The sequence below is a fragment of the Gordonia sp. QH-12 genome (assembly GCF_001578675.1).
Lineage (GTDB): Bacteria > Actinomycetota > Actinomycetes > Mycobacteriales > Mycobacteriaceae > Gordonia > Gordonia sihwensis.
On sequence record NZ_KQ969285.1, the window covers coordinates 1 to 25,623 of the forward strand.

Below are 25,623 nucleotides of genomic sequence, written 5' to 3' on the forward strand. Positions count from 1 at the left end.
CCTCCATCAGACCCGGGGCGATTCACCGACCGCAGCTGCCTGCGCTACCGTCGCAGTGGAAGCAGCTTGACGGGCCGGCGCGAACTGCATTACGCAATGGCCGGTGGTAACACCGTCACCGAACCATCTTCACGCCGGAGAATGTCAATCGCGACGTCGTTCTGCAGCCCCGGGCGCGACACTTGATCGCCGAGCTTGCGGAGTCGATACGTGGTGTGCAGCAGCTTATCCACTGAACTAGAACCGAACGTGAAGTCGGCTAAACCGTGCGACCGGTCGATTTCGAGCGACGACAGTCGCAGGCGCACGAAGTCGAGCTCGCTGATCAGCGCTTCGAGGTTCTGGGTGTCGAGCTTCAACGCCTCGGCGAAGTTCTTGAACTCATTTCCTTCGTCCTGTTGGGCGTGTTCAACGGCCTGCAGGACGACGACGCGTCGTTTGAGTGCGATCGCGAGATCCGCGAGTTCGAGGTGTGCGTAGAACTCGCTGTCTGCCGAATCGATCCCCTCAATGGCGGCGGCGAGGACAGGGAGCTCCACTTTGTCAGCGGGGAGCCTGTCGAGCGCTGTGCGCCACCGCTTGACGCGGCGTTCCGCGGCGGCGATCGCTGTATCGATCGCATAGACCGCTGGGCCGAGTGCGATCGTCGCGCCGATGTTCCCGTTATCGAGCAGAACTGCAGTCGCCTTGTCGATAGAGTTACGGCATCCGTCGAGCTGGTTGCGTTCGTCGTCGAGCCGGTCCTGGTGCAGCTTCTCGAGGAGTAGGGTGATCTTCTCGATCGCGGCCTTGCGTTGCTGCTCGGCATAGACGCTGGCACCGGCCGCGACCGCCAATAGAACGAGCGGCGTCGCGATCGCCATTGCGCCCGCCGCCGCACCCGCAGTCACCGGCACGAAGGTCGCCTGCGCGCTGATCCCTTTACTGCCGACGAGAGCGCTGTGTACACCGCCGGCGGCCGCGCTCGAGGTCATCGGCTTGAGGATGTTGCCGCTAACCTGCGAGGCGACTCGTGCAGGCACAACCATCCGGTAGAGCGTCTCACCGCTGCTCGCGACTCGAGCGGTGGCTTTCGGCGTGTTCACCGCGAATGTCGCCAACTGTTGCGCGATCGGGCTTGCGCTGCCGAATTTCATTCCGTGCGAGGTGTCGAGAGCCTCCGGCCGCGGTCGGACCTCGAGCGTGGTAACGGGCGATTCGGCGAGCACGGCCAGTACGCTCCGCAACTCGGCGAGTCGTCCAGCGGTCATCGCCTTGTCGAGTGCTACTGGGACGTTGACGTCGTCCGTGGTGAGCGTCCAGATGGGGACTACGTTCCCAGTCTCGATTGTCATGGAGAACCTCGATCTCTTCGAACTCGTCAATCTCTTGTAACTCGTCGTAGATCAGTGGAGTCACCGCGCACTTTAGCTGTCGCCCCTGACAAGGTCCGGACGCCCCGTGCTATTCGTGCAGCGTCCAGCGCCGTTGGTTCAGCGGGACCGGTCGGGGCAGCGGGCCGCAGTCGCTTGTGATCGTCGAGAAGGCGCTGGTGTCGGACATACCGATGTTGAAGACCGCCGGATCCTTTGAGGTGGCGCAGAGGACCGGCTTCCACCGCCTCAGGGCGGGGCGGTCTGTCGGCGTGACGGGTGTGACGCGCGGGGTGATGCTTTGTCGTGCCCGAACGCAGTTGCCGGCTCCGGCAGAGGGTTGGGGATGGTGACGCCCGACTTCTCGCCATGCTGGAGGCGGACGGTCGCACCGGGGGAGGAACCGTTGAATACCCAAGTCGGCGTGTATGAAAGGGCAAGATCCTGCGCAGTTTGGGGCTGAAGTTGTGACGGAGGATCCGTGTCGTAGTGTCGGAGACGTGTCGAATCAGGGATTCGCCGGAACTGCGCGTTCACTACGTGACCCGGAACTTAGGACGGCCCGCTTTCGCGGTGCTCAGTCGGAGGCTTCCGTAGTCGAGATCAATCGGCTCATCTGGAGGATCAGCAGGGCTGAGCAGCGAACCGGCGAGCTACCGTATGTCGATCCGACCTTTGGCGGAGTAGGCGCTACGGTTGTGCTGTTGCTGAAGGCACCGCAAGCGGACGCAGACCCGAAGCTGGGCGATCAACGATTGATCTCTCTCGATAACGACGATGAAGGTGCCGCGCATCTCTTTCAGCGATGCGAGACCTCGGTGTCGACCGTCAGCGTTGCGTGCCGTGGAACATCTGTCCCTTCCCGCTCCCGCCTAGTCGGTTCGATCCGAGTCCCGAGGAATTCGAACGGAGCCGACCCTACTTCGACAAGTTCATGGACCTCATCGAAGCGCCGGAGGTGGTCCTTGTTCTCGGCGCAGCAGCTAGACGTGGTTGGCAGCAGCATGATTTCGTTGATCTCGCGCGAGGCTGTCGAGTCGTCTACGGTCCGTCGCCCTCCCCACCCGGAATCGACAACCGCGGCGCGCTGAATCGGCTGCGCGATGCGTTCGTCGACGCATTCGAGATCGAGATATGACAGGGCGTCGGCGACTCTGGTCCGTTCGCCGGTGACATCGCACTGAGCAACTCCCGAATGATCGACTCAGTGTCCGCACTGAGATCGATTGTCGCGAAACGGATCCGATGCGCGGAGTTCGCGACGTGCTACTCGGTGCGCTGCCTGATGGTGTCACGCTGACTAAACGTGCGACCGAAGCGTTAGCGGGGTACCGATCGCAACGCGCTGCGGACGTTCATCCGACGTCGATTGTGATCCGGCGCGATGACCGCGGCGACTGGCGATGGTGGACGTGGGCGGGAGCCAAGGCGAATCGCACGTTGGCCGCGTGGGCACCGGACCTGATTCCGCCCCGGCAACGGCTTGGTGCAGAGTCCGTTCGGTTGCATTCTGACCTGACACGAGACGACATCCGCGACGGCATTGCCGCGGTGCTGGCTTCGAATGATCGGCCGTTGCCCGCCGTCGACGCACGCGCGGTGAAGGGGCTCAAGTTCTCCGCGGCGCTGCCGATCGCGCTTGCTCAACGAACGTTGGCTGTCCGGGGGATGGATACTCTCGGGGCGACAGCGGTTCTCCGGGACAGCGTGTCGTATCGCATCGGCGGTGATCAGTCATAGGTTCGCAGTGAGTTCTCCATACTCCGGAAGCTGAATCGGACTCTCGCGAGCTGCGATGATACGGAACGCCATCGTCGCCAGCGCGGCGCTGTGCGATCCTGCCCACGGGGTGGCCCGCTGCCTCATCGCGGCAAGTGACATCGCGCGAACACTCTCCGCGGACTGTTGGGGAGTGTCGGTCGACAGCAGCACGTCCAGCACGGTCCCAGCCGGGGTGCATAGGCGATTGATCTCGTCGAGGCTCTTATAGCTGACCAGGTCGACGATCGCCGGCCGACCGGGATATCGAGTCTCGGCCACGAGGCGCGTTCGTTTGAGGCCGAGTCGGCCGGCGAATGAGCCCCGGATATCTGCAGCGAATGTTCCCGCGGGTGCGTTGACATACATTGTCGGCGGGGTACCGGCGTCATTCTCGGGCCGCGAACAGTACGCAAGCTCGACGCCACCGACGTTGACCGTGAACCCGCGGCCACCGCCGGTGTCGGGCCAGTCGGTGACGGACCAGAACCGGCCTTCGGTCTGCTGCGGGGCAGGGATGAACAACTCGATGATGGTTGCTAGATCGTCGATCATCTCGGCCCCGAAGGGGGAACGGAAGACACGTGAATGCTTTCCGACCCGGCGCTCGGCCCGTCGCCGGATCGCGTCGATGTCGAGCGTGTCCGCTTGATCCAGCCACGTCCTTTGAATCTGGGGATCGATGAGGTCGTCTAGAGTCGACTTCTGGTCATGGCCGAGATTGTGAACGCGGTTCCGCAGAACGTGCTGGCCCCGCTGCCGCGCGATTTCGGACCGCTCTGGACCGTCGAGATCCCCGCTCTCGATAGGACGGAATTGAATCCTCTCAATATCGGTCCACGCAGGGTGATGAACAGTGTCTCGACGGTGTTGGTAGAGCCGCCTTCTGACGTCGGTGGCCTTGCCGACATACCGCTGCCCGCCTGTGAACTCGAGGACGTAACAATCTCAGCGCAGTGCTCCCGCGCGATCAGATGACGTCACGCATCCGCTCAGCGTACGCGGCGAATCCGGCGGACTGTCGGACGCGACGGCTTGCTCACTCGAACAGACGACCCGCTATTGCGTTGAATACCAACCACAATCGGCACGGTGCCGCGCAAGTGCCTCAGCTGATGGCTGGTCGCTGTCCGACGCCGGAAGCTCGATCTGTCTGCCGTGCAGGTGGGCGTACTCAGTCCTGCGGAGAGCGGGCGAGAGCGCCACGCGATAGTCCTCGTCGATAGTGAGTTCATGGAGGTCGAAGAGGGTGTGAATGTCTGAGCGGAGCAGGAGACCGTTCTGGACGTGGTGGTTGTCGGCGCCGCGATACGGATCGATGTGGGCCGCTTCGAGTGCGTTCGGCACGCGGTAGCCGGTGATCGCACACGTTTCGTCGTAAGCCGCGCGCAATTGCTTCCGAAACGCAGGCTGACCTTGACGAACGGCGATCGCTCGCTTGACTACGCTTCGCGAATCGGTGCCGCTACTCGGGCGGTACGGTTCGAGGTCGTCGACGGGGCTCGGCCGTTTCGGCGTGCCGAAGGTGAGGTCCACGCCTCTCGCAGCACCCGGAATGTACAGACCGCGCATCAGCTGGACGTGAACAATGTCGTAGAGCGGACTCACCGGGGCGGAAGCCGCGAGACCCTTGCCCAAGGTGTCCTGGAGCTCACTCCACGTCGGATTCCACTTGGGAGAGGAGGCGAGCGGTTCGAACGTGAATCGGTGGGTGTAGCCGCCGGAATCTGCGTCGACCCAGCGGGCCGGTCGCATGTCACCGGTAAGCGGCGTCAACCCGTCCTCGACCCGGCCCCAGCCCTTCAACCCGCCGTCGGGTGCTCCGCCGCCGAGCCAGAAGAAGACGTCGTCACCGGCGGAGATCTTTTTGAACGCGCCATAGTTCCGGATATCCCAGAGGCAGTCTTCGATCGCGAAGTCGGCGTGTTCGGGAGTGGTCTCGCTGATCTTCACGATCCAGCCGGCCATTTGTACGCATGCCCAATCCAGGTTCGCTCCGGGTGGAGGCATGTCCTGTGCGGAAGCCTGTCGGGCCGTGCTCGTTTCGTTCGTCGGTCTTCAGTTGTCGGGTCGTGCGGTCACGCACGCGCGGGGATCAGCCTGCGCAATGCCTCGCGGGTCTCCGGATCCGTCGAGTAGATGATCGTTCCGACCATCCCGCGAGTGAGAAGCACTTTGTAGACGTGGCGGAGCAGGAGGTCGAACCGAAGGTCGGAGACCTTCGTGCGATTGCGGAAGTCTGGATCCTTGTTCGCAGCTCGGACGCTGACGAATCCGCCGTCGCGCCAGACGAGGTCGGGACCGAGGATGACGCCGCTCCAGTCGTACTCGAAGCCCTGCGCGGTGTACACGCAACCGACTTGGCCGAAGCCGCCGTCCTGCGTCGCCCAGAGTGCGGCCGGCGGCGCGTCCCCGAGTCGTCGGTTGGCAGGGGAGTTCCACGGACGATGCCAGTCGCCGATCCGGACATCGGGGACGAGGTGGCCGTCTGGCGTCGGCTTCGACCACGGCCAGCAGTAACCTGCGGCCATTCGCGCCGAGTAGCCTTCGTCGAGCTTCGTTTGGAGTCGCCGTTCGAGGTCCCACGGGCTGTCGACCACTTCCACCTGGAACTGCGGGTCCGGAGTCCACTGGGTGGGTGCCGCGCGGCCGGCGAGGCCGAGCAGCCGTTGGACCCAGTGGACATACTCCTCGCTACCGCCACAGCGGAACTGTGACTCCAACGGAATATGGACTACTTCGAGCCCCAGCGACTTCGCGTAGGCAGTGATCTGCTCGAGGGACCCCATCTCTCCAGGGCGGACCACCTGGTGCTCGTCGAGCAGGAACACCGGTACACGGGCCGCGGAGATCAGCTCGTCCACCTGCAGGCGCCCCGTGCGGAGTTCTGCCTTGGTGTACCTGTCGACGGACGTTTCGCGTACGCGGTGCGCTTCGTCCATGATCAGCACGTCGAGGCCGTTGGTCTCGGCGGTCATGAAGCTGTTGAAGTACGCGAACATCTTCTGAACACGCGGGGCCCGATAACCCGCGACCTTCCGCAGGGTCTGAGTGAACGATCGCGATCCCGTCGCGTGCAGGACCGACCTGCCCTGCCGGGCGATCTCGCCGAGAAGCTCCAGCGCGATCACGCTCTTGCCGCTGCCGGGTCCACCGGTCACGACGATGACGCGTTTCGAGTTGGCTCTTCGTGACTGCTCCACCTGATGCAGCACCAGGTCGACCGCGAGCTGCTGGTTGCCCAGCAGTTGAAATTGCGAGCGATGCTTGACCTCGTCGGCGGCGACCTTCAGCAGCTGGCGCGAGGGTGCGACGTGCGAGTTGAGCAGCAGATCGGCAGCGGTCCTGCCTGTGACGCCGGCAGCGAGTCGCGACCGGAGGAAGTCGTGGAATCGGCCGCGTTCGGCAGCGGTGAACAGCTGCCCACGCGTACTGATCGGGACGCCACGAAGGTCGGCGACGAGCGACGGATCGGTGGCATTGTGCAGGTATGCCACGCCGGCGAGCGAATCCGGTTGGTTCTCAAGCACACGCGCGAAGTCGGCCAGATAGTCGCAGTACCCGCGAACCTGGTTGATCGGATTCAGCTTCGGGCCGCCGGGCATGCCTGGCACTTCGACGATTTCACTGCTGTCCTCGAAGGAGTACGCGGCCGTCCACTGCTTGAGTTCGACAACGACGTACGACGGCGCGCCCGTCTCGGGATGGACTCCCGCCAGCACAACGTCGGCGCGCTGCGAAGTGAGCGGCATGTGGTACTCGATGAGCATTTCGACGCCTGTGAGTCCGGCGTCGCGGAGGTCGCCGGCGAGTGTGGGTAGGCTGCGTCGCCACGAATTCTGCTCAGCCGGCGCGGCCCTGCGTCCGGTGGCGAAGACCATCTGCTCGAGCAACTGTTCCACCAGTGAATCGGGTTGCGCGAAGCGCACATCGTCGGCGGTGGTGCGGAGCAACGTCACGGATCAGTCCCCAGGGCAGCACGAATCGTCGTGCGGGTGGGGACATATCAGGCGGTGCGTTGCACCAGAAGTCCGTCGGGCCGCTTTCTGGTCAGGTTATCGGACAGTCAGCAGAGGGCGTGACTGGGCTCGGCGCGTGCTCCGGAGAGTGTCAGTGAGCGGCAGATCTGACGGCAACGCGGCCCAAACGAACGATTAGTCTAAATTGTCGTAGTGGCGTGGTCATGATCGGCGACGAACGATGGACGCCCAACAATTCGGTCGTGCGCAGCACGAGATGAAGCTGCTTCTTGGGCGGACTCGATGGGAAGCGCTGAGCGAGGCTCTTTGGAGCCCGTCCGACGCCGGCAAGCATGCCGCGGTTGGTACCGCGCTAATCTGCGTGCTTATTGCGTCCGTCGGCACTGCCCAGAAACGCTTATGCCGTTCCTGGTGCCCCGATTCGGGGCATCAGGAACGGCACAAGCGCGAGGGAGTGCTAGCTACCCCTTCAACCGCTCCAACGCAGCACTCAGCCGCTCAACAGTCCCGTCCACATCCGTCAGCTTGTCGACGCCGAACAGGCCGATGCGCAGCGACGAGTAGTCCTCGCCCTCGCCGCACTGCAGCGGGACGCCGGCGGCGATCTGCAGACCGACCTCCTTGAACGCGGCACCGGTCTTGCGGGCGGCGTCGTCGGTGAACGCGACGACCACGGTCGCGGCGTCGAAGCCTTCGGCGGCGACAGACGGCATGCCGTTCGCGGCGAGCAGCTTGCGAACCCGGCTGCCCAGGTCGAGCTGACGGCTGCGCAGTTCCTCAGCGCCGAGGTCGACGGTCTCGCGCATGAGCTCGACGTTGTGCGCGAGCGAATCGGTCGGCATCGTCGCGTGGTACGGGGCCTGGCCGTCGACGTACGAGTCACTGATCGAGAGCCACTTGCGCAAGTCCATCGCGAAGCTGGTGGACGTCGAATTGAGGACGGCGTCGCGGCCGCGTTCGCGCAGCATGACGTAGCCGGCACACGGGGTGCCGCTCCAGCCCTTCTGCGGCGCGGTGAGGAGGACGTCGACGTCGATGGTGGCCATGTCGACCCACAGCGCACCGGAGGCGACGCAGTCGAGGACGAACAGTCCGCCCACCTCGTGAACCGCCGCGGCGAGAGTCGTCAGGTAGTCGTCGGGCAGCAGAATGCCGGACGCGGTCTCCACGTGGGGAGCGAAGACCACCTCGGGGCGCTGTTCGCGCACCGCGGCCACCACTTCGTCGATCGGCGCCGGAGCCCACGCGGCTTGGTGGGCGTCGCTGACCGGACGCGCCTGGCACACCGTGACCTGATCGGTGATGCCACCGGTCTCAAGGATCTGCGACCACCGGTACGAGAACAGGCCGTTGCGCACGACGAGCACGCGGCGCCCGGTCGCGAGCTGACGCGCCACCGCCTCCATGCCATAGGTGCCGCCGCCGGGAACGACAGCGACGCTGCCAGCGTGGTAGGTGGTGCGCAGGATGCCGAGGAGACCCTGCATGACGCCGATGAACCGCTTGGACATGTGGTTCAGGGAACGGTCGGTGAACACGACCGAGTACTCGAGCAGGCCGTCTGGATCGATGTCGTCATGAGGAAGAGTCACCTGACCAGGTTCTCATGACGTGGTCGGTTCGGTGTGCCGGGCCTGCGGATACAGTGACGCGGCCGACACCGACAGTCGTGCGGCCCGCAGAGAAGTGGGCGAGTACGCTATCCGCAGGCTCTGACACCTCTCGGCAATCCGAGGGCGGCTGCGGCGGAACCGAACCGGAGGTTCCGTCCGGGAAGTCGGTGCCACGATCCTCCAGTTCGAGTGAGATGCCTTACTTGCCTTACTTAAGGGCTTAACTATAGGACTGGGGTCTGACATTCGTCCGTTCGATCGACAGGTCTGGGGAGCTGTCGTCCTGGTGTACCGCGGGTGGTGACACCCGTGCCCCGATCACTTCGCCGATCGCTCGGCCCAGTCGCTCGACCGACTCCGGGTTGACCGCGAAGTGTCTGTCGAGCAGGACGTCGTTGCGGATCGCCACCGTGATCGCCTGGACACGCTGGTCGTTTCCGTACTGTGTCTGGGGCACGTACCGCCGCGGCTGCGGTATGTCGGGTCCGGCGGAGACCAACTCACCGAACGCGATGACCGCCGCATCGAGAAGCGCCGCCGGAGTGTGTGAAAAGTCGATGCCGCGACAGGCCTCGGGGTGTGGCTGCTGCTGGTCGTCGACCGGAGTCGACTCGTTCGGGTACGAACAGATGTCGACGATCACCGCGCAGCCGGTCGCGGTCAACCGCTCTTCGATCAGATCGGTCACCAGCCAGGCGTAGGGCTGGATGTGGTCGATCGGGTCCGCATCACCGGGCGGACGTGGTGCTTCTGGTAGCGGCGAGAGGTCGTTCACGATCAGGTGCGGACGAACCGCCGCGTGCGTCCGCGCGCACTTGGCCACCGATTCGGTTGCGGCGTCCAGGGACTCGAGTGGGATCGACGGTGCGATGGAGTGCGGCCGTGCGAGCTGAGCACGGCGGGCGACATGAAGCAGGACCGGCGAGTCGGGGTCGCCGTTGAGAATCGTTGCGCGAGGGGGCATGTTGGTCCTTCACACGTAGTGGCGCCGACGAACGGCACGTCCCCGCCCATGCGGCAACGTGACAGACAAGCACGGGCCTACGACAATCCGGATCCTCGATCTACACATGGCGGTCGGCTCAGGGTTGGCGGAAGTTCTCGCGATCATTCATGTCAGACCCTCCGGATAACATCGAATGCAAGTTCGATTCGAACGGAGGGGGATCAATGAACATCAAGGTCAGAGGTGATTCGGGATCCGCGTCGGCGGGCTCGTCGGTGGTGGTCGACGAGGGTGCGATCGTGATTCGGATCGGTCGTCCGGGAGCTACGGGAGAGTCGGCGGACTGCACCTCGCGGGCCGATCGTGCTGCTCTGCTCGGGTTCGCGGCGCGGGCGGACTGCTACCAGGGGCTGGTGTTGTGGCATCGCTACGAAGCGGTGCATGCACTGCTGCTAGCCAAGCAGGCTGAGTCCGATGGCCCGGCCGGCGGTGTCGAGTCGGGTGCCGACGCGTACACGCGGCTCTACGATCCGCTGTGCCAGGTCGCGGCGTCGTATGCGACGGTGGCGGGGGTGAGGCAGTGCACGGCCGAGCACTTCGTGGAGGCCGCAGTGGCGTGCATGGAGCGGATTCCGGCGGTGGGCCGGTTGATGCGTGACGGCCTGATCTGCCCGGCGTGGTTTCGTCGGGTGGTCGAGCAGACGGCGCTCGTCGACGATTCGGATCTGCTGGCGTTCATCGACGCCGAGATCGCGCACACGCTGTCCGTGGTGGGCAAGCTGTCGGCTGGCCGGGTGGAGGCTCTGGTGAGTTCGATTGTGGCTGAACATGATCCGGATGCGGTGACGCTGACCCGCGAGCAGGTGAAGCTCGCCAAGCAGGTGCGGGTGAACCCGCTCGGCGAGGGCGTGTCCGAGGTGATCGTGACGGCGTCGACCGAGGACGCGATGGTCGTGAAAGACGTGCTGGACGCGGTGATCGCCGGAGTGTGCTCGCACGATCCGCGGACTCGCGGTGAGCGTCGGTCGGCGGCAGCCGTCGCGCGTCTGGCGGGGACCGACTTCGTGTGCGAGTGCGGTCGGGACGATTGCACCGCCGAATTGTCGACGGAGGCGATTGCGTCGCGGTGCGCACGGGTGGTGCTGCACGTTGTGGTTCGCAAGGAGACTCTCGGAGGGGAGTCCGACACCCCGGCCTATCTTGACGGGTACGGTCCGATCTCCGCCGAGCACGCGCGGGAGCTGGCGGCTCGTCCGGACGCGGTTCGGCGAGAGGTGGATCTCGATGAGCTCGTCGGTCATCAGGCGCAGCCCGGCAACGCCTATCGGCCGACTGCGGCAGTGGATGCGGCGATGCGGGGTCTGTTCGGTACCTGCTCGTGGCCGGGATGTGAGCGGGCGGCGTGGAAGTCGGACCTGGACCACGTGTGCGAGTTCAACCACGCCGATCCGACTGCCGGCGGCCCGACGTGCGTGTGCAACCTGAATCCGAAGTGCCGCTTCCATCATGGTCTGAAGACGTTCGTCGGCGGATGGGTCGACGATCAGGTCGTGGACGCGAACGGTGTGATCTGGACTGAGGTCACCACGCCGGAGGGGTTCACGGTACGTCAGCGGGCGTTGAACATGTGGCTCCTGCCGGAGCTCGGCCACCTCACTTGCAGACACCCGGCGCCGACACGCCCAGGATCCGGACACGCCGGTGTTGCACCGGAACGACCGCGTACGCGAGTGGAGGCCAAGCATCAGTACCGGATGCGGCGGCGGGCGGCGAATCGTCGAGCTCGTGAGGTCGTGGAGGCTGTGGTGCCGACTGGGGCTTCGGTGACGGAGTGCGGGACTGCGTGGGGGACGGAGTGGGGTGAGCCCCAGTTCTGAGGGTGCGAGAACGCCGGCCGCGCCACCGAGCGGGCGGATGAACCGGTGTGTCATCGCGTTCGAGCTGATTGAGAATGCCGATCGTGGCGCCGGTCAGATCTGGGTGAGGGCACCGAGATGGCGGTCGACAGCCTCGATCGCGCCGGCCGCCGACAGCCCCCGCGGGTCGCTCAACAGATTCAGCAGGAGTCCGTCGATCAGGGCGACGGTGGTCCAGGCGGCTTGATCGGCGTCGAAGACCGTCACGTCCTGGCCGCGTTGCTGCGCGAGCCGGAAGGCGTCAGCGCAGAGCCGATGCTGTTCGGTGATGAGGTCGTGGCGGATGGCAGCGAGGGTCGGCTCCACCACCGCTCGCGTGCTGAACGCGAGGTACACCGAGGCCTCGCGGCGGCGCACGTCGTCGATAGGGAGGAACTCGAGGAGGGCGCGTCGCAACACGGCACCGACCGGCCCGTCGTACTCGATCGCGTCGACCCGGGCGGCGATCCGCCGGTTCACTTCGTCGAAGGCCATCGTCAGCATCTGTTCTTTGGAGTGGCAGTAGTACTGCACGGTGCCGATCGACACCGCGGCGGCGGAGGCGACTTCCCGCACGGTGACGCCCTCGGCGCCGCGTTCGGCGGCCAGCCGCAGCAGGGTGTCGAGGATGCGGTCGCGGACGGAGGCGTCGGACATGAGAACAGTGTAGCCGAGTATCTATACACTCGTATGATACGAGCGTATGATTCTAGTATGGCTGGCACGCGAGACCTGGTCCTCGACCGCCGCTCCGCATCACGGCGGAGGCGACGGCCCGGTCGCGCCGTCTGGCTCGCGGCTGCCGGATGGTTGGTGATCAACGCGGTGCTGATCGCGGTGGCCGGACGGCATCTGCCGCTGCACGCGAGCGAACTCGCCGAACCGCCCACCGCCCAGAAGGTGATCGGCACCGACCTGATGTATCTCGAGGTCTTCGCGCTGATGGTCGTCGTGCATCTGCTCACGCGCCATCGGAGGGTGCCCGACATCGCGACGCGGGCACCCGAGCGGACCAGGGCGCGCGCCGAGGTGGCCGCGACGCTCGGCTACGGCGTCGCGGGCATGGTCGGCGGCTTCCTGCTCGGGCGCGCCTTCGGCTGGCACGCCTTCAGCTTCCACCTCGACGGCATGGTGATCCGCACCGACCAGCCCGTGACGATTCCGGAGACGCTGAGCTGGGCGTTGTACAACCTCATCGTGTTCGCCGTGGTGCCGCTGATCGTCTTCCGGCGGCGGTACACCTCCGAGCAACTGAGTCTGACGTCGTCCGACCGCCGTGCCGACCTCCTGCTGATCGTCGTGGTCCTGCTCATCGAGTCGGCCGTGCAGTTGGCGGTGGCGGGATCGTCGTCGATCCTCGGACTGCCCGCGCATCAGGCACTGCTGGGCGCCCCGCTGACCCTCGTGCTGGGGTTGGCGGGCACAGCTCTGCCGACGATGGTCTTCATCTACTGCATCCTGACGCCGCGGTACCTGAAGCTGACCGGGTCGGTGCCCGCGACGGTGGTGCTCGGCGGTCTGACGTATGCGACCCTGCACTTCTTCGACGGATGGACCAACTTCGCCTCGCCGTCGGACGCACTCGTCTCAGTGCTGTACCTGTTCCTCTTCTACACCGGTCCGGGGATGTTCAAGACCTTCATCACCATCCGCAGCGCCAACGCGTGGACGCATCTGTGGGCCTACCACGCCATTGCACCGCACACCCTGCTCGATACGCCGATGTTCGTGAAGATCTTCGGGATCAGATGAGTTCGCGCTCGCGGCGATCGTTGCCGGTGGTACGGCAAGATGAACCCATGGACACTCGGCCGCCCCGGACAGCACCCGACGCCGGCCCGACCGGTCATCTCACGCTCGCCGGCGGGCCGGACGCCGTCGCGACGCTCGATGTGAAGCGCTCGAAGTTCCTCGCCGTGGTGCGCCGCGTGGACTCCGAAGCCGCGGCCCGCGAACTGATCGCCGAGCAGAGGCGCGCTCACCGCGACGCGCGGCACCACTGCTCGGCATTCGTGCTGGGAGCCAGAGGCGAGACGACCCGCACCAACGACGACGGCGAGCCGTCGGGCACCGCCGGCGGCCCGATGCTCGACGTGCTGGTGGGAGCCGGACTCAGCGATGTCTGCGCGGTGGTGGTGCGCTGGTTCGGCGGAACCCTCCTCGGCGCCGGCGGGCTCGTCCGCGCGTACGGCGACGCGGTGTCGCTGGCATTGCAGACGGCACCGCTGGTGCGCCGGGAGCCGCGCTCGCTGTGGCGGATCCGGCTGGCACACGCGGACGCGGGACGTGTCGAGGGGCTGCTCCGCTCGAAGGGCGCGCAGGTGATCGACACCGAGTACGGCGCCGACGTGACCCTGGTGGTCGCGGCCGAGGCCGACGACGTCGAGGCGGTGGTCGCGGCGGCGACCTCGGGTGCGGGGACGGCCGAGCCGGCGGGCCGGACATGGGTGGACGTGCCAGTTCCAGACGCCCAAACCCGCTGACGACCGAGCCGGAACTGATAGACAGGGGAGAGGCACCCCAATCGATAGGAGCGAGTCATGGGCGACAATGTCTACCGCGTGATCGAGGTCGTGGGTTCGTCGACCACCGGCACCGACGACGCCATCCGCAATGCGATCAGCCGGGCGGGTGAGACCGTCAAGAACCTCGACTGGTTCGAGGTGGTGTCGACCCGCGGCCACATCGAGGACGGCGCCATCGCGCACTTCCAGGTCACCGTCAAGATCGGGTTCGCACTGGAACCGCGCGATACCTGAGCAGGCTCCCGACTCAGGCCTCGTGCACCAACTCCCGCACCGCACGCTTCTCGCGGTACTGCTCGATGGTGAGGCACTGGAGCTGTGAGTAGCTGCCGCCGCGGTTCTCCACGTATCCGACCGCGGAGACGAAGGGTTCGATCGTGTAGATCTTCGTCAGCGGCGTGACGATCAGCAACTGCAGGCCGAGGCGCGCGAACAGCGACAGCGCGTAACGGGCCGAATCGTCCGAGCCCCGGCCGAAGGCCTCGTCGATCACCACGAAACGGAAATCGCGCGAGCGGGTGGCTCCCCACTTGAGGTCGAACTGATAGGCGAGCGATGCGGCCAGGATCGTGTACGCGAGCTTCTCCTTCTGGCCGCCGGACTTGCCGTCGGAGTCGGTGTAGTTCTCGTACTCCCCGTCGCCGTCGAGGTATCGCTCCGACGCCGCGAAGGTGACCCAGTTGCGCACGTCCGTGACCTGCTCGGTCCACTTGCGATCGAGGTCGGTGAAACCCTCGCGGCCGCGGAAGCGCTCCACCAGAGCCTTGACGAGGAGGAACTTCTCCTCGGCGTACTGATCGTCGCCGCCGGAATCGAAGGAACCGTCACTGCACTTGCGCAGATCGGCGCGGAACTCCCGAATGTCTTGCGCGGCCGTCGGATTCACGTCGAGCCGGATGTAGCGTCCCGGGTTGTACTCGATCCCGGCCAGCGACTCGTTGATCGTGTCGATCTTCGAGTGGATCTGGTGGACTTCTTTGTTGAGCTTGGCGGCGAAGATCGCGATGTCGCGGATCGCATTGGTGTTCAGATAGTTCTTGAACTCCGATTCGAAGCGGGGGAGATCGTCCTCCGCCAGCCGACGATGCAACTCGCGGTACTCGTCGGCCGATGCGATGTCCGCGTCGAACTCCGTGGTGAGAACCGGATGGTTGCGGTTGAACTCCGACATCCGGTTCACCACACGCGTCTCGTACGTTCCCGCACGGCTCGTGTGCTGCTCGGATTCGTCCGTGAGCTTCTCGGTCAGCGACGCCTCCAACTCTGCGCATTCGGCGACGGTGAGCACTTGGTCGGCACCGCCGTCGACCTTGGCTCGGTAGGCCTGGACCGCCTCGGCGATCGCTTCGAAGTAGGCTTCGGCCTCGGCGAACTCCGGTTCGGCGAGCACCGCCTGCGCCGCATTGCGCGCCTTCTCTCCTTGATCGCGCGCCATCTCCAGGCGGGAGACCTTGTCGCGCAATCCGTCTCGAGTCGCGTCGGCGGCCGACAGCTGTTCGCGCGTGGCGGCGACGGCGTCGGTGACTTCCGCGAGTTCGGTCGAGGAATGCTCGAGCTCGGTCTTGCGCTCGGTGATTTCGGCGATCCGGGCCGCCGAACTCATCCAGTCGATGACATCGAAGCTCGGGTAGGCGTCCAAACCGGTGAGCGCATTGCGGCGGTCCATCAGGGCTCGCCGCCGATCCTCGAGATCGGCGATCTCCTGATCGACCCGGTTGAGGTCGTCCTGCACCCGCTGGCCGGCGGTGAAGAGCGCGGTGATCTTCTGCTCGTTGCTCCAGCCGAGGACGAAGTTCCGACGGTCGTCGACCCGCTGGGAATCGTCCTTCTCGTGCCGCCCGCCGCCGGAGCGGACCTGCCCGTTGACCGTCACCGCGTAGTCCGCGGCGCGGAACTCCTCGAGCGTCTCGGCGCACACATGCCGGGCCCGCTCGAACAGCCGGCGTTCCAGCCAGGTCTCGAAGCGTCCCTCCTTGATGTCGATCTTGTGTGCGAGCGCGGTCGGCGGCGGCGTCGGCGCACCCTTCGACGAGACGTGATCGGACACCTTGAAGTAGACGACGCGCCCGCCCAGATGATTCGCGTCGATCCATGCCGAGACCTCGTCGTACAGGTCGGCGGCGACCAGCAGGGACAGGCCGAAGCCGCGCAGCACCCGTTCGGCGGCGCCCTCCCAGCGGCTCTCGTCCGCGCGGACGCCGATGAGTTCGCCGACGAACGGCAGCTCGTCGTGCGGAAGGCCGACGCCCTGGCAGATCAGCTCGCGGATCCGCAGATTGCGTTCGGGGATATTGCTGGTCCGCCCGCGCAGGCTGGCGATCTCGCCGGCGACGCGCCGCCCCTCGCCGTCCAACTGCCTGCGGCTGTACCGGACCTCGTTGAGCGCGTTGTCGACCTCCGCGGCCTCGGCGTCCAGCGCCTCGACGGCGTCCGCGACCTCGGTGCGGCGCTGTTCGAACTGTCCGCGGTCGGAGACCGGCGCCAGCCCGGCGTCCTCGATCATCCGGGTGTACCGCTCGTGTGCCGCGGCGCGTTCCTCGCGTTGGCGCGCAGCGTCGACGATCTGCTGTTCGAGCGCCGCGATGTCGGTGCCGCCGAGACCCGCCTGGCGCAGCTCCAGCTCCCGCAGGCCGATCCGCAGGTCGGCCAGATCACGGTCGACCGCTTCGAGCGCCGCGCGGGTGGCCGCGAGGTCACGGTTGTGGTTCTCCAGTTCACCGGCGAGAAGGTCGTGGCGCTGCTGGGCGAAGTAGTGGCGCAGGGCGCCGCGCCGGGCCTTGAGCTCGGCGGCCATCTCGACGTGACGGCGGTAGCGGTCGTCGTCGGCGAGCAGCGGTCCGAGTTCCTCGAGCTGAGTGCGTGCCAGGACCACCGCGTCGTGGGCGGCGGTCAGGTCCTCGAAATGCGAGACCATCGTGTCGACCCATCCGCTGGAGTCGAACGGCTCGAGCATGTGGTCGCGGACGAAGTCGTTGAGGTTGCCGACCGCCTTCATCGACACGGTCTGATGGAACAGTTCCATGGCCTGCTCGGAGCGGATGGCGAGCGCCCGCCGGTAATCGCGCCCGTACTCCGGGAAGTGCTCGTGGATGCGGGTGTCGCCGTCTTTGAGGCGCTTGCGGAGGGCGCGCAGGTCGGAGCCGAAGTCGGCGAAGTCGGTGGCGATGTCCAGGGCGCGGTCGGTGACGGTGAAGAACCGCTCGGGCTGGCCGCTGTCGTGCCGCATCGAGAACACCTGCGCCAGCGTGACCGTTTCGTCGTGGCCTTCGTTGTGGAAGACGCCGAGGATCACCGAATAGTTCGACATCCCGCGCAGTGCCACCGGACGCGACGCGCCGGTCACCTCGTTGCGCTCGGACTTGTAGTAGCCCAGAACGTATGAGCGCAGGTCGCGCTCGCGCGACTCGCCGCCCGCGGCCTTGTTGTAGGCCACCCGGTGGGCCGGCAGGAGCAGCGTGGTCAGGGCGTCGACCAGCGTCGACTTGCCGGACCCGATGTCGCCGGTGAGCAATCCGTTCTGGCCGTCGAGCACCAGCGTCCACACACGCTGGTCGAAGGTGCCCCAGTTGAGCACCTGGAAGCGCTGGAGCCGGAATCCCGACCGTGCCGAATCGGCGTTCTCGAGTTCGGTGGGCGCGAACAGTCCGGTCATCGTCGCTCCTCGGTGGCGATCTCGGCGTACTCGGCCAGGTGGGCGTCCAGATCCGACAGCCACTGGGCGTCGACGTAGGCCTTGATGACCCGCCGGACCTCGTACTCGCCGTCCTGGCCGGGCATGCGGCGCAGGAAGCCGAGTTCGACGACGCGCCGGATCGCGGTGTCCGCCTGGTCGGCGATCCGAGCTTCGTTGGTGGTGGCGGGGAAGAAGGGGCTGACCATTTCACGCAGCTGCGCACCGGTCACGATCAGACGGTTGCCCGCATCGGACGTGTCGTGCTCGGCGAGCTTCTTGCGCAACAGGGCCAGCAGCAACGACGGATGCAGCGGCAGTTGGTGGCGGGCGACCAGACGCCCGATCCCGAGGTCGGCCAGCTCGTCGTCGCTCTTGGACCGCAGGAAGGCATATCCCTCGGCCTCGTCGATCACGACGGTGAGACCGAGCGTGGCGACGTAATCGCTCACCTGCGCGGCCAGGCCGAGGACGTGGCGCCAGGCGGTCTCGGCGGTGTCGCGGTAGACGACGCCCTTCATCAGCGAGGTGACCGCGAGCGAGAGGTTCAGCTCGTCGCGGGGGACGGGGCGGCTCATCGAGTCTCCTGGTCGGGGGCGGTGGGGTCGGCGGTCGGATTCACGGTGGGGCCCGCGGTGGGGCTCGCGGTAGGGGACGGCCGGGTGTAGATCACGCGCGGGACGCGAGCGACACGGCGGCCACCGCTCTCGTCAGTCCACGAGACCGTCTCGTCGGCGCTTTCGTCGAAGACCTTCCCGAAGCCGTCGTCGGTGAGAGACAGATAGGTGACCAGTTCGGCGAGCCCCTGTTCGAGGGGACGTTCGGCGAGGACTTCGGCGAGCGTGACCTGGCCGGAGCGGCGCAGCGCCCGTCGGACGCCGTCGATCAGCGGCGCGGGGTCGACGTGGATCTGCTCGAACAGCGCTTCCGAGGCCCCCTGAGCCTCGCCCTCCTCGATGCCCTCGCTGGCGACCTCGACCGCCGCGGCGGGACGGTACAGCGGACGCTCGAGGGGCAGATTCACGCTCGGTGCCGGGGAGTCGATCTCCTGGGCGAAGTCGTCGACGCGGCGGTCGCGGATGGCGTAGGCCGACGACTCGATGCTCCGCAGCAGGTCCATGACGCGGCGGTTCTCGAGCCACGCCTGGTCGTCGAGGAAGCGGCGCAGCTGCTCCGACAGCCGGCGGACCGTGTCCTGCGCGCGGGTTCCGGCGTCGAGCCAGTCGTGGTGGATGTTGGTGAGCCGGATGTCGGAGTCGGCGACCTCGTCGAGGCCCTGCGCATGCCGGACCAGTTCGTCGAGCTCGTCGAGTCGGTCGGCGGAGAGCAGGAGGTCGTAGAAGGCCTGGAAGCTGCGGCCCTGGTCGGAGTCGCTGATGACGTTTCGGCTGCCGACGATCTCGTCGAGCAGTTCGCCCTTGGTGCCGCGCCAGGTGGCGATGCGCTCCCGCATCTGGCGGTCGAGGGTGCGGAAGTTGGTCTCCACCTCACGGAAGTCGGAGAGCAGCGCGCGGGCGATGTCGGCGAACTGCTGGTAGCGCTCCCGTCGGCTGGTGGCGTCGAGGACCTGGAACTCGCCCCGCTCGGCGGCCTCGATCTCCGCGTCGAGTTCGGCGCGACGGCGGCGCAGTTCGGCGAGCCGGACCTCGGCGTCGGTGGTGGTGCCGTAGACGATCTGCCGCAGTAGTTCCAGCACGGTCTTGAGACGTGACTCGGTGCCCACGAAGTCGCGGTCGCGCAGCGACCGGACCCAGGCCACGGCGCGCTCGACCGCCGGGGTCGCGTCGTAGTGCGGCTCGTCGCTCTCGATCACGTAGTACTTGCGCAGCCACGCAGTATCGGCGGCCGACCACTCGTCGAGGTAGGCCTTCGGCGATCGCGGATAGGTTCCCTCGCCGAGCCGCTCGTTCAACGAGTACAACTCCTCGTCGAGCAGGCTGACCAGTGCCGACTCCGAGATCTCGCGGACGTTGTCGTCGACGAAGACCCGTCCCAGGAACGACAGCAGCAACGGCGCGTTGTCGGCCCTCAGCAGTCGCCAGGCAGCATTGCTCCTCCGGACGGCGACGATCTCGTCGAATTGCACTGGGTCAGGGTAGCGGGGTCCGGAGCGTGGGCGGGCTCACGGTGGCGGCGCCGCCGGACCGATGATCGCCGAGCCCTGTCCGGAGCGCAGTGCTCGGACTACCCTCGGCGACATGGCACGCACCATCGCAACCAATACCTCTGTGACCCTGCCCGAAGTCCTCGACTTCGCCCGATCGCGGCATCACATGATCCTCTCGACGACGCGGCGGGACGGCACCGCGCAGATGTCACCGGTCACCGCGGGAGTGGACGATCAGGGCCGGATCGTCATCGCGACGTATCCGGGCCGGGCGAAGACCGCCAACGCGCGCAGGAACCCGATCGTCAGCGTTCTGGTGCTCTCGGAGAGCTTCAACGATGCGTGGGTGCAGATCGACGGGACGGCCGAGGTCCTGGACATGCCCGAGGCCGAGGACGCCCTCGTGGACTACTTCCGCAGCATCGCCGGTGAGCACTCGGACTGGGACGAGTACCGGGCGGCGATGCGGCTGCAGAACAAGTCCCTGATCCGGATCACGCCGCAGCGGTGGGGGCCCATCGCGACCGGTGGCTTCCCCCAGGAGGTCGCGGACCGGCTGGACGCCGCGGAGAACTGAGGACACGGGAACTGAGGACACTGAGGAGACGGAGGAGACGATGGCGAGCATCGACGTGGTGCGCGCGGACATCACCACCCTCGACGTGGACGCGATCGTCAACGCGGCCAACAACGCGATGCGGGGCGGCGGGGGTGTGGACGGCGCGATACATCGCGCCGGCGGGCCGGCGATCCTGCGTGACTGCATCGCACGGTTTCCGGACGGCCTCGCGACCGGCGATGCCGGACACACCACCGCGGGCGATCTCCCGGCGCGATGGGTGATCCACACCGTGGGGCCGAATTACGCAGCGGGACAGAGGGATCGGTCGCTGCTGGAGTCGTGCTACCGCAGGTCGCTGGAAGTAGCCGACACGCTGGGGGCGGCGACCGTCGCATTTCCGCTGATCAGTGCCGGTGTGTACGGGTGGCCCAAGTACGACGCCGCCGCGGCGGCGGTGCAGACGGTCCGTGCGACGCCGACCGGGGTGTCGTCGGTGCTGCTCGTGGCGTTCGACGGCGCGCTCGAACAACTGCTGCGCGAGGCCGTCGCGCACTGAGCATCCGCGGTTGCGGCGCTTCCGGGGTCCCGGTTCAGTCACGGTGCTGAACTATGTTCAGCACGGTTCCGTCGGGTGCACGGACGAAGAACCGGCGGACACCCCATTCCTCGGTGGTCAGCGGGTAGACGATCTCGTATCCGGCCGCCTGTGCCTCGGCGTAGGCAGCGTCGACGTCGTCGGCGTGCACAGACAGTGCCGAATCGACCGGGGCGGTCTTGTCGCGTGAGACGAGTTGGACGTGCGCGCCGGAATCGGGGTCGGTGCAGCGGGCGACCCAGCCCATGTTGAACTCTTCCTCGCGCAAGCCGAGGAAGTCGGTGTAGAACGACTTGGCGCGGTCGACGTCGTCGACCGGGATGCTGGTGCTGATCTTCATGGTGCGCACAGTCGGCTCCCTCGGTTCGGCGTCACCCTCGGCTTCGACGTTAGTACTCGCGCCCGCCGAGACGGCGAGAGCGGACCGATCCGTGAGAATCGGTCCGCTCCGGCGGTGGGCTCCGGCGTCAGACTGTACGGAATCCCGCGCCGACGAGACCGCTGGCGTTGAGCGACCGCAGAATGTCGGTCATCTTCGTGGCCGCCATCGGCGTGTAGACCGGCAGTGCCGGATCGACGCACGCGATCGACGTGCCGGGGCCGGCCAGACGCAGCGAGCCGTTCAGCATCCCGACGACGCGTCCGCGTTCGATGATCGGCCCGCCCGAGTCGCCGGGTGCCGAACACACGTAGCTGTAGCTTCGCGAGCCGTTCACCAGCAGAGTGGGACCGCAGGTGAATCCGGTGGTGCGACCGGCCTTGCAGACATTGCTGAACGGCTGCGGATAGACGCCGACGCCGGTGATCCGGGCGTGCCCGACGGTGCGGACCGCGCGGACGCGTGCCGGATCGAGGCGGATGACGGCGACGTCCCAGCCCTTGCTCTTGGTGACGATCCGGCCGATGGTGCCGGCCCGGCGGTTGCGCTCGAGGCTGACCGCGTCGCCGACATCGCCGCAGTGGCCGGCGGTGAGGCCGACCAGCCTGCCGCCGCGGTCGTGACCGACGCGGTCACCGTGCACAGCGACCGATTGTCGATGACGATGCCGCTCCCGCCTCCGACGGCGGCGGCCGGCGCGGCGTGCGCGACCGCGGCCGGGCTCAGCGCGACGGCGGCAGCGCCGATCGCGATCACCGCTGTACGAAGTCTCTTCATTCATCCTCCCCAGAATGTGCCGATCGGGTAGTCGACCGACGCCGCGACACGGCGCAGTGCCGGTACCGAAGGCCGACAGCCTTCCCCCGCAATGGAATTGCGACGATATGCCGAATCCGGAGTCAGTCCAGCACAGCAGCGGGCCGAACTCAAAACGCGGATCTGCCGGATTCGCCGAGAACAACGCCTCCGGCGCGCCGCTCGAGTTGCGGTGTCACGTGTAGCGACGCACAATGGTCGGGCAAGCACTTCGTTAGGCGAAGCTCCTGCACGAACACAGGCCACTGATCTCACGACGTCGAGAGACGCCCAAGGTTAGGACAGGTCCTCCCGGATTAAGGGTTGACCCGAAGTGGCTTCCGTCCGCTCCCGCGGACGGACACGTCGTGCAGTGCCGAAGCTCTTACGTGGAAGTCGTTCGTCGATCCATCTCCGTGGTTCCGGCCTCCTCGTGCGCGTCGTGTATGCCGAGCGTGAGGAGGTGATCGGCCGTGAGCGACGACGGAAGTAGTCGATTGCCGTACCCGCGCAGGCCGACCGGCCTCGGCTCTCGTAGCGACGGCCGCTGAGAACGGTCCTGCCCGGGTCACCGTCCCATTCCTTTCACCTCGCACTGGCGTGGAGAACCGCGCTGCCCCAGGCAGCGCGGGGCTCCGTCGTGCCCGAATCACCGGGGATTCCTCATGCAGAATTTCAGCACTCCATTGGACGTGCTCGGCCGACGCGCCGAGCACTCGCACGACAGCCGGCCATCCGGCGCCGACGTGCGCCGGCAGGCCACGACCAGCACCATCGACTCCACGCGCGTGCAAGCGTTGCTCGACGCCGCCACCGGCACCGCAGACGCGGTGCTTTCCGCGCAGTCGACCTCGCTCGACGGCCTCGTCGACGAGGCGGTCGGTGCACGCCGACTCCGCTACGGCGCCAATGAACTCGATCATGACAGGCCCGCGCCGGTGGTCGTGCAATTCGCTCGCGCCTTCGTCAACCCCTTCATTGCGATCCTCGTATTCCTGGCCGTCGTGATGGTGTTCACCGATGTAGTCTTCGCCGATCCGGCCGGCGGCCGTGACTACACCGGCGTCGTCACTGTCGGTGCGATGGTCCTGGTCAGCGCGATCTTGCGGTTCTGGCAGGAGTACCGGTCGGGGAGGGCGGCCGAGAACCTCAAGGCGATGGTCCGGACGACGGCGGCGGTCACCCGGAACCGGCGGGGCGTCGCGGTGACCGAGGAACTCCCGGTCGAGCACCTGGTGCCGGGAGACATCGTCCGGCTCGCGGCGGGCGACATGATCCCGGCCGACGTGCGGCTGATCGCGGTCAACGACCTCCAGATCAACCAGGCCATGCTCACCGGCGAGGCATTGCCCGCCGAGAAGACCGCCGAACAGGTCGTCGAGGTGACGGCAGCAGACCTGCTCGATGCCCCCAACCTGGCCTTCATGGGCACTTCCGTGGTGTCGGGATCGGGCACCGCCGTCGTCCTCGGAACGGGAAGGAACAGCTATTTCGGCTCGATGTCGAAGGCTATCGTCGGTGAGCGACCGGAGACCGCTTTCGACGTCGGGATCAAGAAGGTCAGCTACACGCTGATCCGGTTCATGCTGGTGATGGTGCCGGTGGTGTTCGTGATCAACGGACTGACCAAGGATTGGACCACCGCATTCCTGTTCGGCGTCACGACCGCCGTCGGACTCACGCCGGAGATGCTTCCGCTGATCGTGACCGCGAACCTCGCCAAGGGCGCGAACTTCATGGCGCGGAGGAAGGTGATCGTCAAGCGGCTCGGCAGCATCCAGAACGTCGGCGCGATGGATGTGCTGGCCACCGACAAGACCGGAACGCTCACTGAAGACCGCATCGTTCTGGAGCGGCACATCGACGTCACGGCGAACGACAGTGACGATCCGCTGTGGTACGCGGCGGTCAACGCACACTTTCAGACGGGGCTGCGGAATCTGCTGGACGACGCGGTGCTCGATTCGGCCGGCTCGCGGATCGTGCGCCGCATCGAACGCGAGTACACCCTCGTCGATGAGATTCCGTTCGACTTCGAGCGCCGGCGGTTGTCGGTGGTGGTGGACGACGGACTGTCGCGCCTGATCGTCACCAAGGGGGCCGTGGAGGAACTGCTCGACAGGTGCGTCGCCGAACGTCGCGACGGGACCGAACTGCCGCTGACCGTCCAGCGCCGCACCGAACTCGACGATCTGGTAGCGGAACAGAATGCGCTCGGAATGCGCGTGCTCGCCGTCGCCGTCCGGTCGGTCGTCGCAGAACGCGGTGACCACCCCGAGGGCGGTCTCACCGAGAACGAGTACACCAAGGACGACGAGGCGAGCATGACGCTCGTCGGGTTCCTGCTGTTCCTCGACCCGCCGAAGGATTCGGCCGCGGCGGCGATCACCAGTCTGCGGCTACACGGCGTGGCGGTGAAGGTGATCACCGGCGACAACCCGATGGTGGCCGCCACCGTCTGCCGGAAGGTCGGCGTCGACGCCCGGCGGGTGGTGAGCGGCGCCGAAATCGACGACCTGTCCCTGAAGGAGCTCGCCGAACTCGCCGAGCGCACCAGTGTGTTCGCGAAGGTGAACCCCACGCAGAAGGCGCGGATCGTCGAGGCGATGCGGACGCGGGGACACACCGTCGGGTTCCTGGGCGACGGCATCAACGATGCGCCCGCTCTGCGGACCGCGGATGTCGGAATCTCGGTGGACACGGCGGTCGACATCGCCAAGGAATCGGCCGACATCATTCTCTTGGAGAAGGACCTGACTGTTCTCGAATCGGGAGTGATCGAGGGCCGGCGGACCTTCGTGAACACCATGAAGTACATCAAGATGACGGCGTCGTCGAATTTCGGCAACATGTTCTCGGTGCTGGTCGCCAGCGCATTGCTCCCGTTCATCCCGATGATTCCGATCGTGGTGCTCGTGCAGAACCTGGCCTACGACCTCGCGATGCTCACTCTGCCGTGGGATCGCGCGGACTCGGAGGACCTGGCGCGTCCGCGCAAGTGGGAGAGCCGCGGACTGGGGAGGTTCATGGTGCGGATCGGTCCGTTGTCGTCGATCTTCGACATCACGACCTACGCGCTGATGTGGTTCGTCTTCGCGGCGAACTCACCGGTTCACGCGGCGCTGTTTCAGTCCGGCTGGTTCGTGGAGTCGATCATCTCGCAGACGCTCATCGTGCATCTGCTGCGGACCGGCCGGGTTCCGTTCGTCCAGTCCCGGGCCGGACTCCCGGTGGTGCTCGCCACTGCCGCAGTCTGCGTGTTCGGACTGGTCCTGCCTTTCACCGGCTTCGGTCAGGGCCTGGGTCTGGTGCCGCTGCCGTGGTCGTACTTCCCGTGGCTGATCGTCACGTTGGTCGGGTACTGCGTCGTGACGCAAGTGGCGAAGCGGATGTTCGTGCGCCGATACGGTGCGTGGATCTGACCGCGGCAGAAACTTTGGCTCCCG

General features: G+C 66.4%; 22 protein-coding genes and 1 riboswitch. Of the genes, 10 read left to right on the forward strand and 12 right to left on the reverse strand.

Translation table 11 applies throughout. From position 1 onward, the window contains the following. Positions 1–89: 89 nt before the first annotated feature. On the reverse strand, positions 90–1,334 hold the full coding sequence (locus Y710_RS04630) for a hypothetical protein (protein ID WP_062366564.1): 1,245 nt from the start codon (positions 1,332–1,334) through the stop codon (positions 90–92). Between the two features lie 823 nt (positions 1,335–2,157). Here Y710_RS04630 and Y710_RS19265 point away from each other — a divergent pair. Beyond that, entirely contained in the window at positions 2,158–2,490 is a 333-nt protein-coding gene (locus Y710_RS19265; RefSeq protein WP_062366568.1) for a uracil-DNA glycosylase family protein, read from the forward strand. Between the two features lie 107 nt (positions 2,491–2,597). Then, the gene (locus Y710_RS19045) at positions 2,598–3,092 is read left to right on the forward strand and encodes a hypothetical protein (protein WP_231875675.1); all 495 of its coding nucleotides are present in this window, start codon (positions 2,598–2,600) and stop codon (positions 3,090–3,092) included. Here Y710_RS19045 and Y710_RS04650 read toward each other — a convergent pair. Continuing rightward, positions 3,087–3,665, reverse strand: a complete 579-nt coding sequence (locus Y710_RS04650) for a hypothetical protein (protein WP_062366571.1) — start codon at positions 3,663–3,665, stop codon at positions 3,087–3,089. The two genes, Y710_RS19045 and Y710_RS04650, sit on opposite strands and share 6 nt — an antisense overlap. A gap of 156 nt (positions 3,666–3,821) precedes the next feature. Here Y710_RS04650 and Y710_RS04655 point away from each other — a divergent pair, with 156 nt between their 5' ends. Further along, complete coding sequence (locus Y710_RS04655) at positions 3,822–4,088, forward strand: hypothetical protein (RefSeq protein WP_062366572.1); 267 nt, start codon at positions 3,822–3,824, stop codon at positions 4,086–4,088. A gap of 81 nt (positions 4,089–4,169) precedes the next feature. Here Y710_RS04655 and Y710_RS04660 read toward each other — a convergent pair whose 3' ends face one another. From Y710_RS04660 to Y710_RS04675, 4 genes are all read right to left on the reverse strand, one after another. Continuing rightward, complete coding sequence (locus Y710_RS04660) at positions 4,170–5,078, reverse strand: HNH endonuclease (RefSeq protein WP_062366574.1); 909 nt, start codon at positions 5,076–5,078, stop codon at positions 4,170–4,172. Between the two features lie 110 nt (positions 5,079–5,188). Further along, positions 5,189–7,069, reverse strand: a complete 1,881-nt coding sequence (locus Y710_RS04665; RefSeq protein WP_197462910.1) for a DUF2075 domain-containing protein — start codon at positions 7,067–7,069, stop codon at positions 5,189–5,191. Positions 7,070–7,551: 482 nt separating this feature from the next. Beyond that, positions 7,552–8,682, reverse strand: coding sequence for a pyridoxal-phosphate-dependent aminotransferase family protein (locus Y710_RS04670; protein ID WP_062366576.1), 1,131 nt, complete (start codon positions 8,680–8,682; stop codon positions 7,552–7,554). Positions 8,683–8,923: 241 nt separating this feature from the next. Beyond that, positions 8,924–9,667, reverse strand: coding sequence for an N-formylglutamate amidohydrolase (locus Y710_RS04675; RefSeq protein ID WP_062366578.1), 744 nt, complete (start codon positions 9,665–9,667; stop codon positions 8,924–8,926). A 206-nt stretch (positions 9,668–9,873) separates the two neighbouring features. Here Y710_RS04675 and Y710_RS04680 point away from each other — a divergent pair, with 206 nt between their 5' ends. Further along, positions 9,874–11,526 carry a DUF222 domain-containing protein gene (locus tag Y710_RS04680; protein ID WP_062366579.1) on the forward strand — a complete coding sequence of 551 codons (1,653 nt, stop codon included), beginning with the start codon at positions 9,874–9,876 and terminating at the stop codon, positions 11,524–11,526. Positions 11,527–11,619: 93 nt separating this feature from the next. On the opposite strand, the gene Y710_RS04685 is transcribed toward Y710_RS04680, so the two are convergent. Continuing rightward, positions 11,620–12,201, reverse strand: coding sequence for a TetR/AcrR family transcriptional regulator (locus Y710_RS04685; RefSeq protein WP_062366581.1), 582 nt, complete (start codon positions 12,199–12,201; stop codon positions 11,620–11,622). Positions 12,202–12,258: 57 nt separating this feature from the next. Here Y710_RS04685 and Y710_RS04690 point away from each other — a divergent pair, with 57 nt between their 5' ends. Genes Y710_RS04690 through Y710_RS04700 form a run of 3 tightly spaced genes read left to right on the forward strand, consistent with a single transcriptional unit; the run spans position 12,259 to position 14,303 of the window. After that, complete coding sequence (locus tag Y710_RS04690; protein ID WP_081598149.1) at positions 12,259–13,296, forward strand: hypothetical protein; 1,038 nt, start codon at positions 12,259–12,261, stop codon at positions 13,294–13,296. A 47-nt stretch (positions 13,297–13,343) separates the two neighbouring features. Continuing rightward, positions 13,344–14,027 carry an IMPACT family protein gene (locus Y710_RS04695; protein ID WP_006897835.1) on the forward strand — a complete coding sequence of 228 codons (684 nt, stop codon included), beginning with the start codon at positions 13,344–13,346 and terminating at the stop codon, positions 14,025–14,027. Between the two features lie 57 nt (positions 14,028–14,084). Next, the gene (locus tag Y710_RS04700) at positions 14,085–14,303 is read left to right on the forward strand and encodes a dodecin (protein WP_006897834.1); all 219 of its coding nucleotides are present in this window, start codon (positions 14,085–14,087) and stop codon (positions 14,301–14,303) included. A gap of 13 nt (positions 14,304–14,316) precedes the next feature. On the opposite strand, the gene Y710_RS04705 is transcribed toward Y710_RS04700, so the two are convergent. From Y710_RS04705 to Y710_RS04715, 3 genes are read right to left on the reverse strand one after another with little or no spacing between them, the layout of a single operon-like run. Then, positions 14,317–17,721, reverse strand: coding sequence for an ATP-binding protein (locus Y710_RS04705; RefSeq protein WP_006897833.1), 3,405 nt, complete (start codon positions 17,719–17,721; stop codon positions 14,317–14,319). Beyond that, positions 17,718–18,317, reverse strand: a complete 600-nt coding sequence (locus tag Y710_RS04710; RefSeq protein WP_006897832.1) for a DUF4194 domain-containing protein — start codon at positions 18,315–18,317, stop codon at positions 17,718–17,720. The genes Y710_RS04705 and Y710_RS04710 overlap by 4 nt, the downstream gene beginning before the upstream one ends. Beyond that, positions 18,314–19,825, reverse strand: coding sequence for a DUF3375 domain-containing protein (locus Y710_RS04715; RefSeq protein ID WP_006897831.1), 1,512 nt, complete (start codon positions 19,823–19,825; stop codon positions 18,314–18,316). Before Y710_RS04715 ends, Y710_RS04710 begins: the two co-directional genes overlap by 4 nt. Before the next feature lie 112 nt (positions 19,826–19,937). On the opposite strand from Y710_RS04715, the gene Y710_RS04720 reads away from it, so the two are divergent. Beyond that, a complete protein-coding gene (locus Y710_RS04720; RefSeq protein ID WP_062366583.1) occupies positions 19,938–20,423 on the forward strand; it encodes a PPOX class F420-dependent oxidoreductase in 486 nt (161 codons plus the stop codon). Between the two features lie 40 nt (positions 20,424–20,463). After that, positions 20,464–20,964 (forward strand): O-acetyl-ADP-ribose deacetylase, encoded by a 501-nt coding sequence (locus tag Y710_RS04725; protein WP_062366585.1) that lies wholly within the window; start codon positions 20,464–20,466, stop codon positions 20,962–20,964. 34 nt (positions 20,965–20,998) lie between these two features. Here the strand turns inward: Y710_RS04725 and Y710_RS04730 are convergent, their stop codons facing one another. Both Y710_RS04730 and Y710_RS04735 read right to left on the reverse strand, forming a co-directional pair. Then, complete coding sequence (locus Y710_RS04730) at positions 20,999–21,352, reverse strand: VOC family protein (protein WP_197462911.1); 354 nt, start codon at positions 21,350–21,352, stop codon at positions 20,999–21,001. A gap of 118 nt (positions 21,353–21,470) precedes the next feature. Continuing rightward, on the reverse strand, positions 21,471–22,025 hold the full coding sequence (locus Y710_RS04735; RefSeq protein ID WP_231875676.1) for a S1 family peptidase: 555 nt from the start codon (positions 22,023–22,025) through the stop codon (positions 21,471–21,473). A gap of 376 nt (positions 22,026–22,401) precedes the next feature. Next, positions 22,402–22,579, forward strand: a riboswitch (M-box (ykoK) riboswitch). 263 nt (positions 22,580–22,842) lie between these two features. Between Y710_RS04735 and mgtA the strand changes: the two genes are divergently transcribed. Further along, positions 22,843–25,599 carry a magnesium-translocating P-type ATPase gene (gene mgtA / locus Y710_RS04740; RefSeq protein ID WP_062366587.1) on the forward strand — a complete coding sequence of 919 codons (2,757 nt, stop codon included), beginning with the start codon at positions 22,843–22,845 and terminating at the stop codon, positions 25,597–25,599. Positions 25,600–25,623 lie beyond the last annotated feature (24 nt).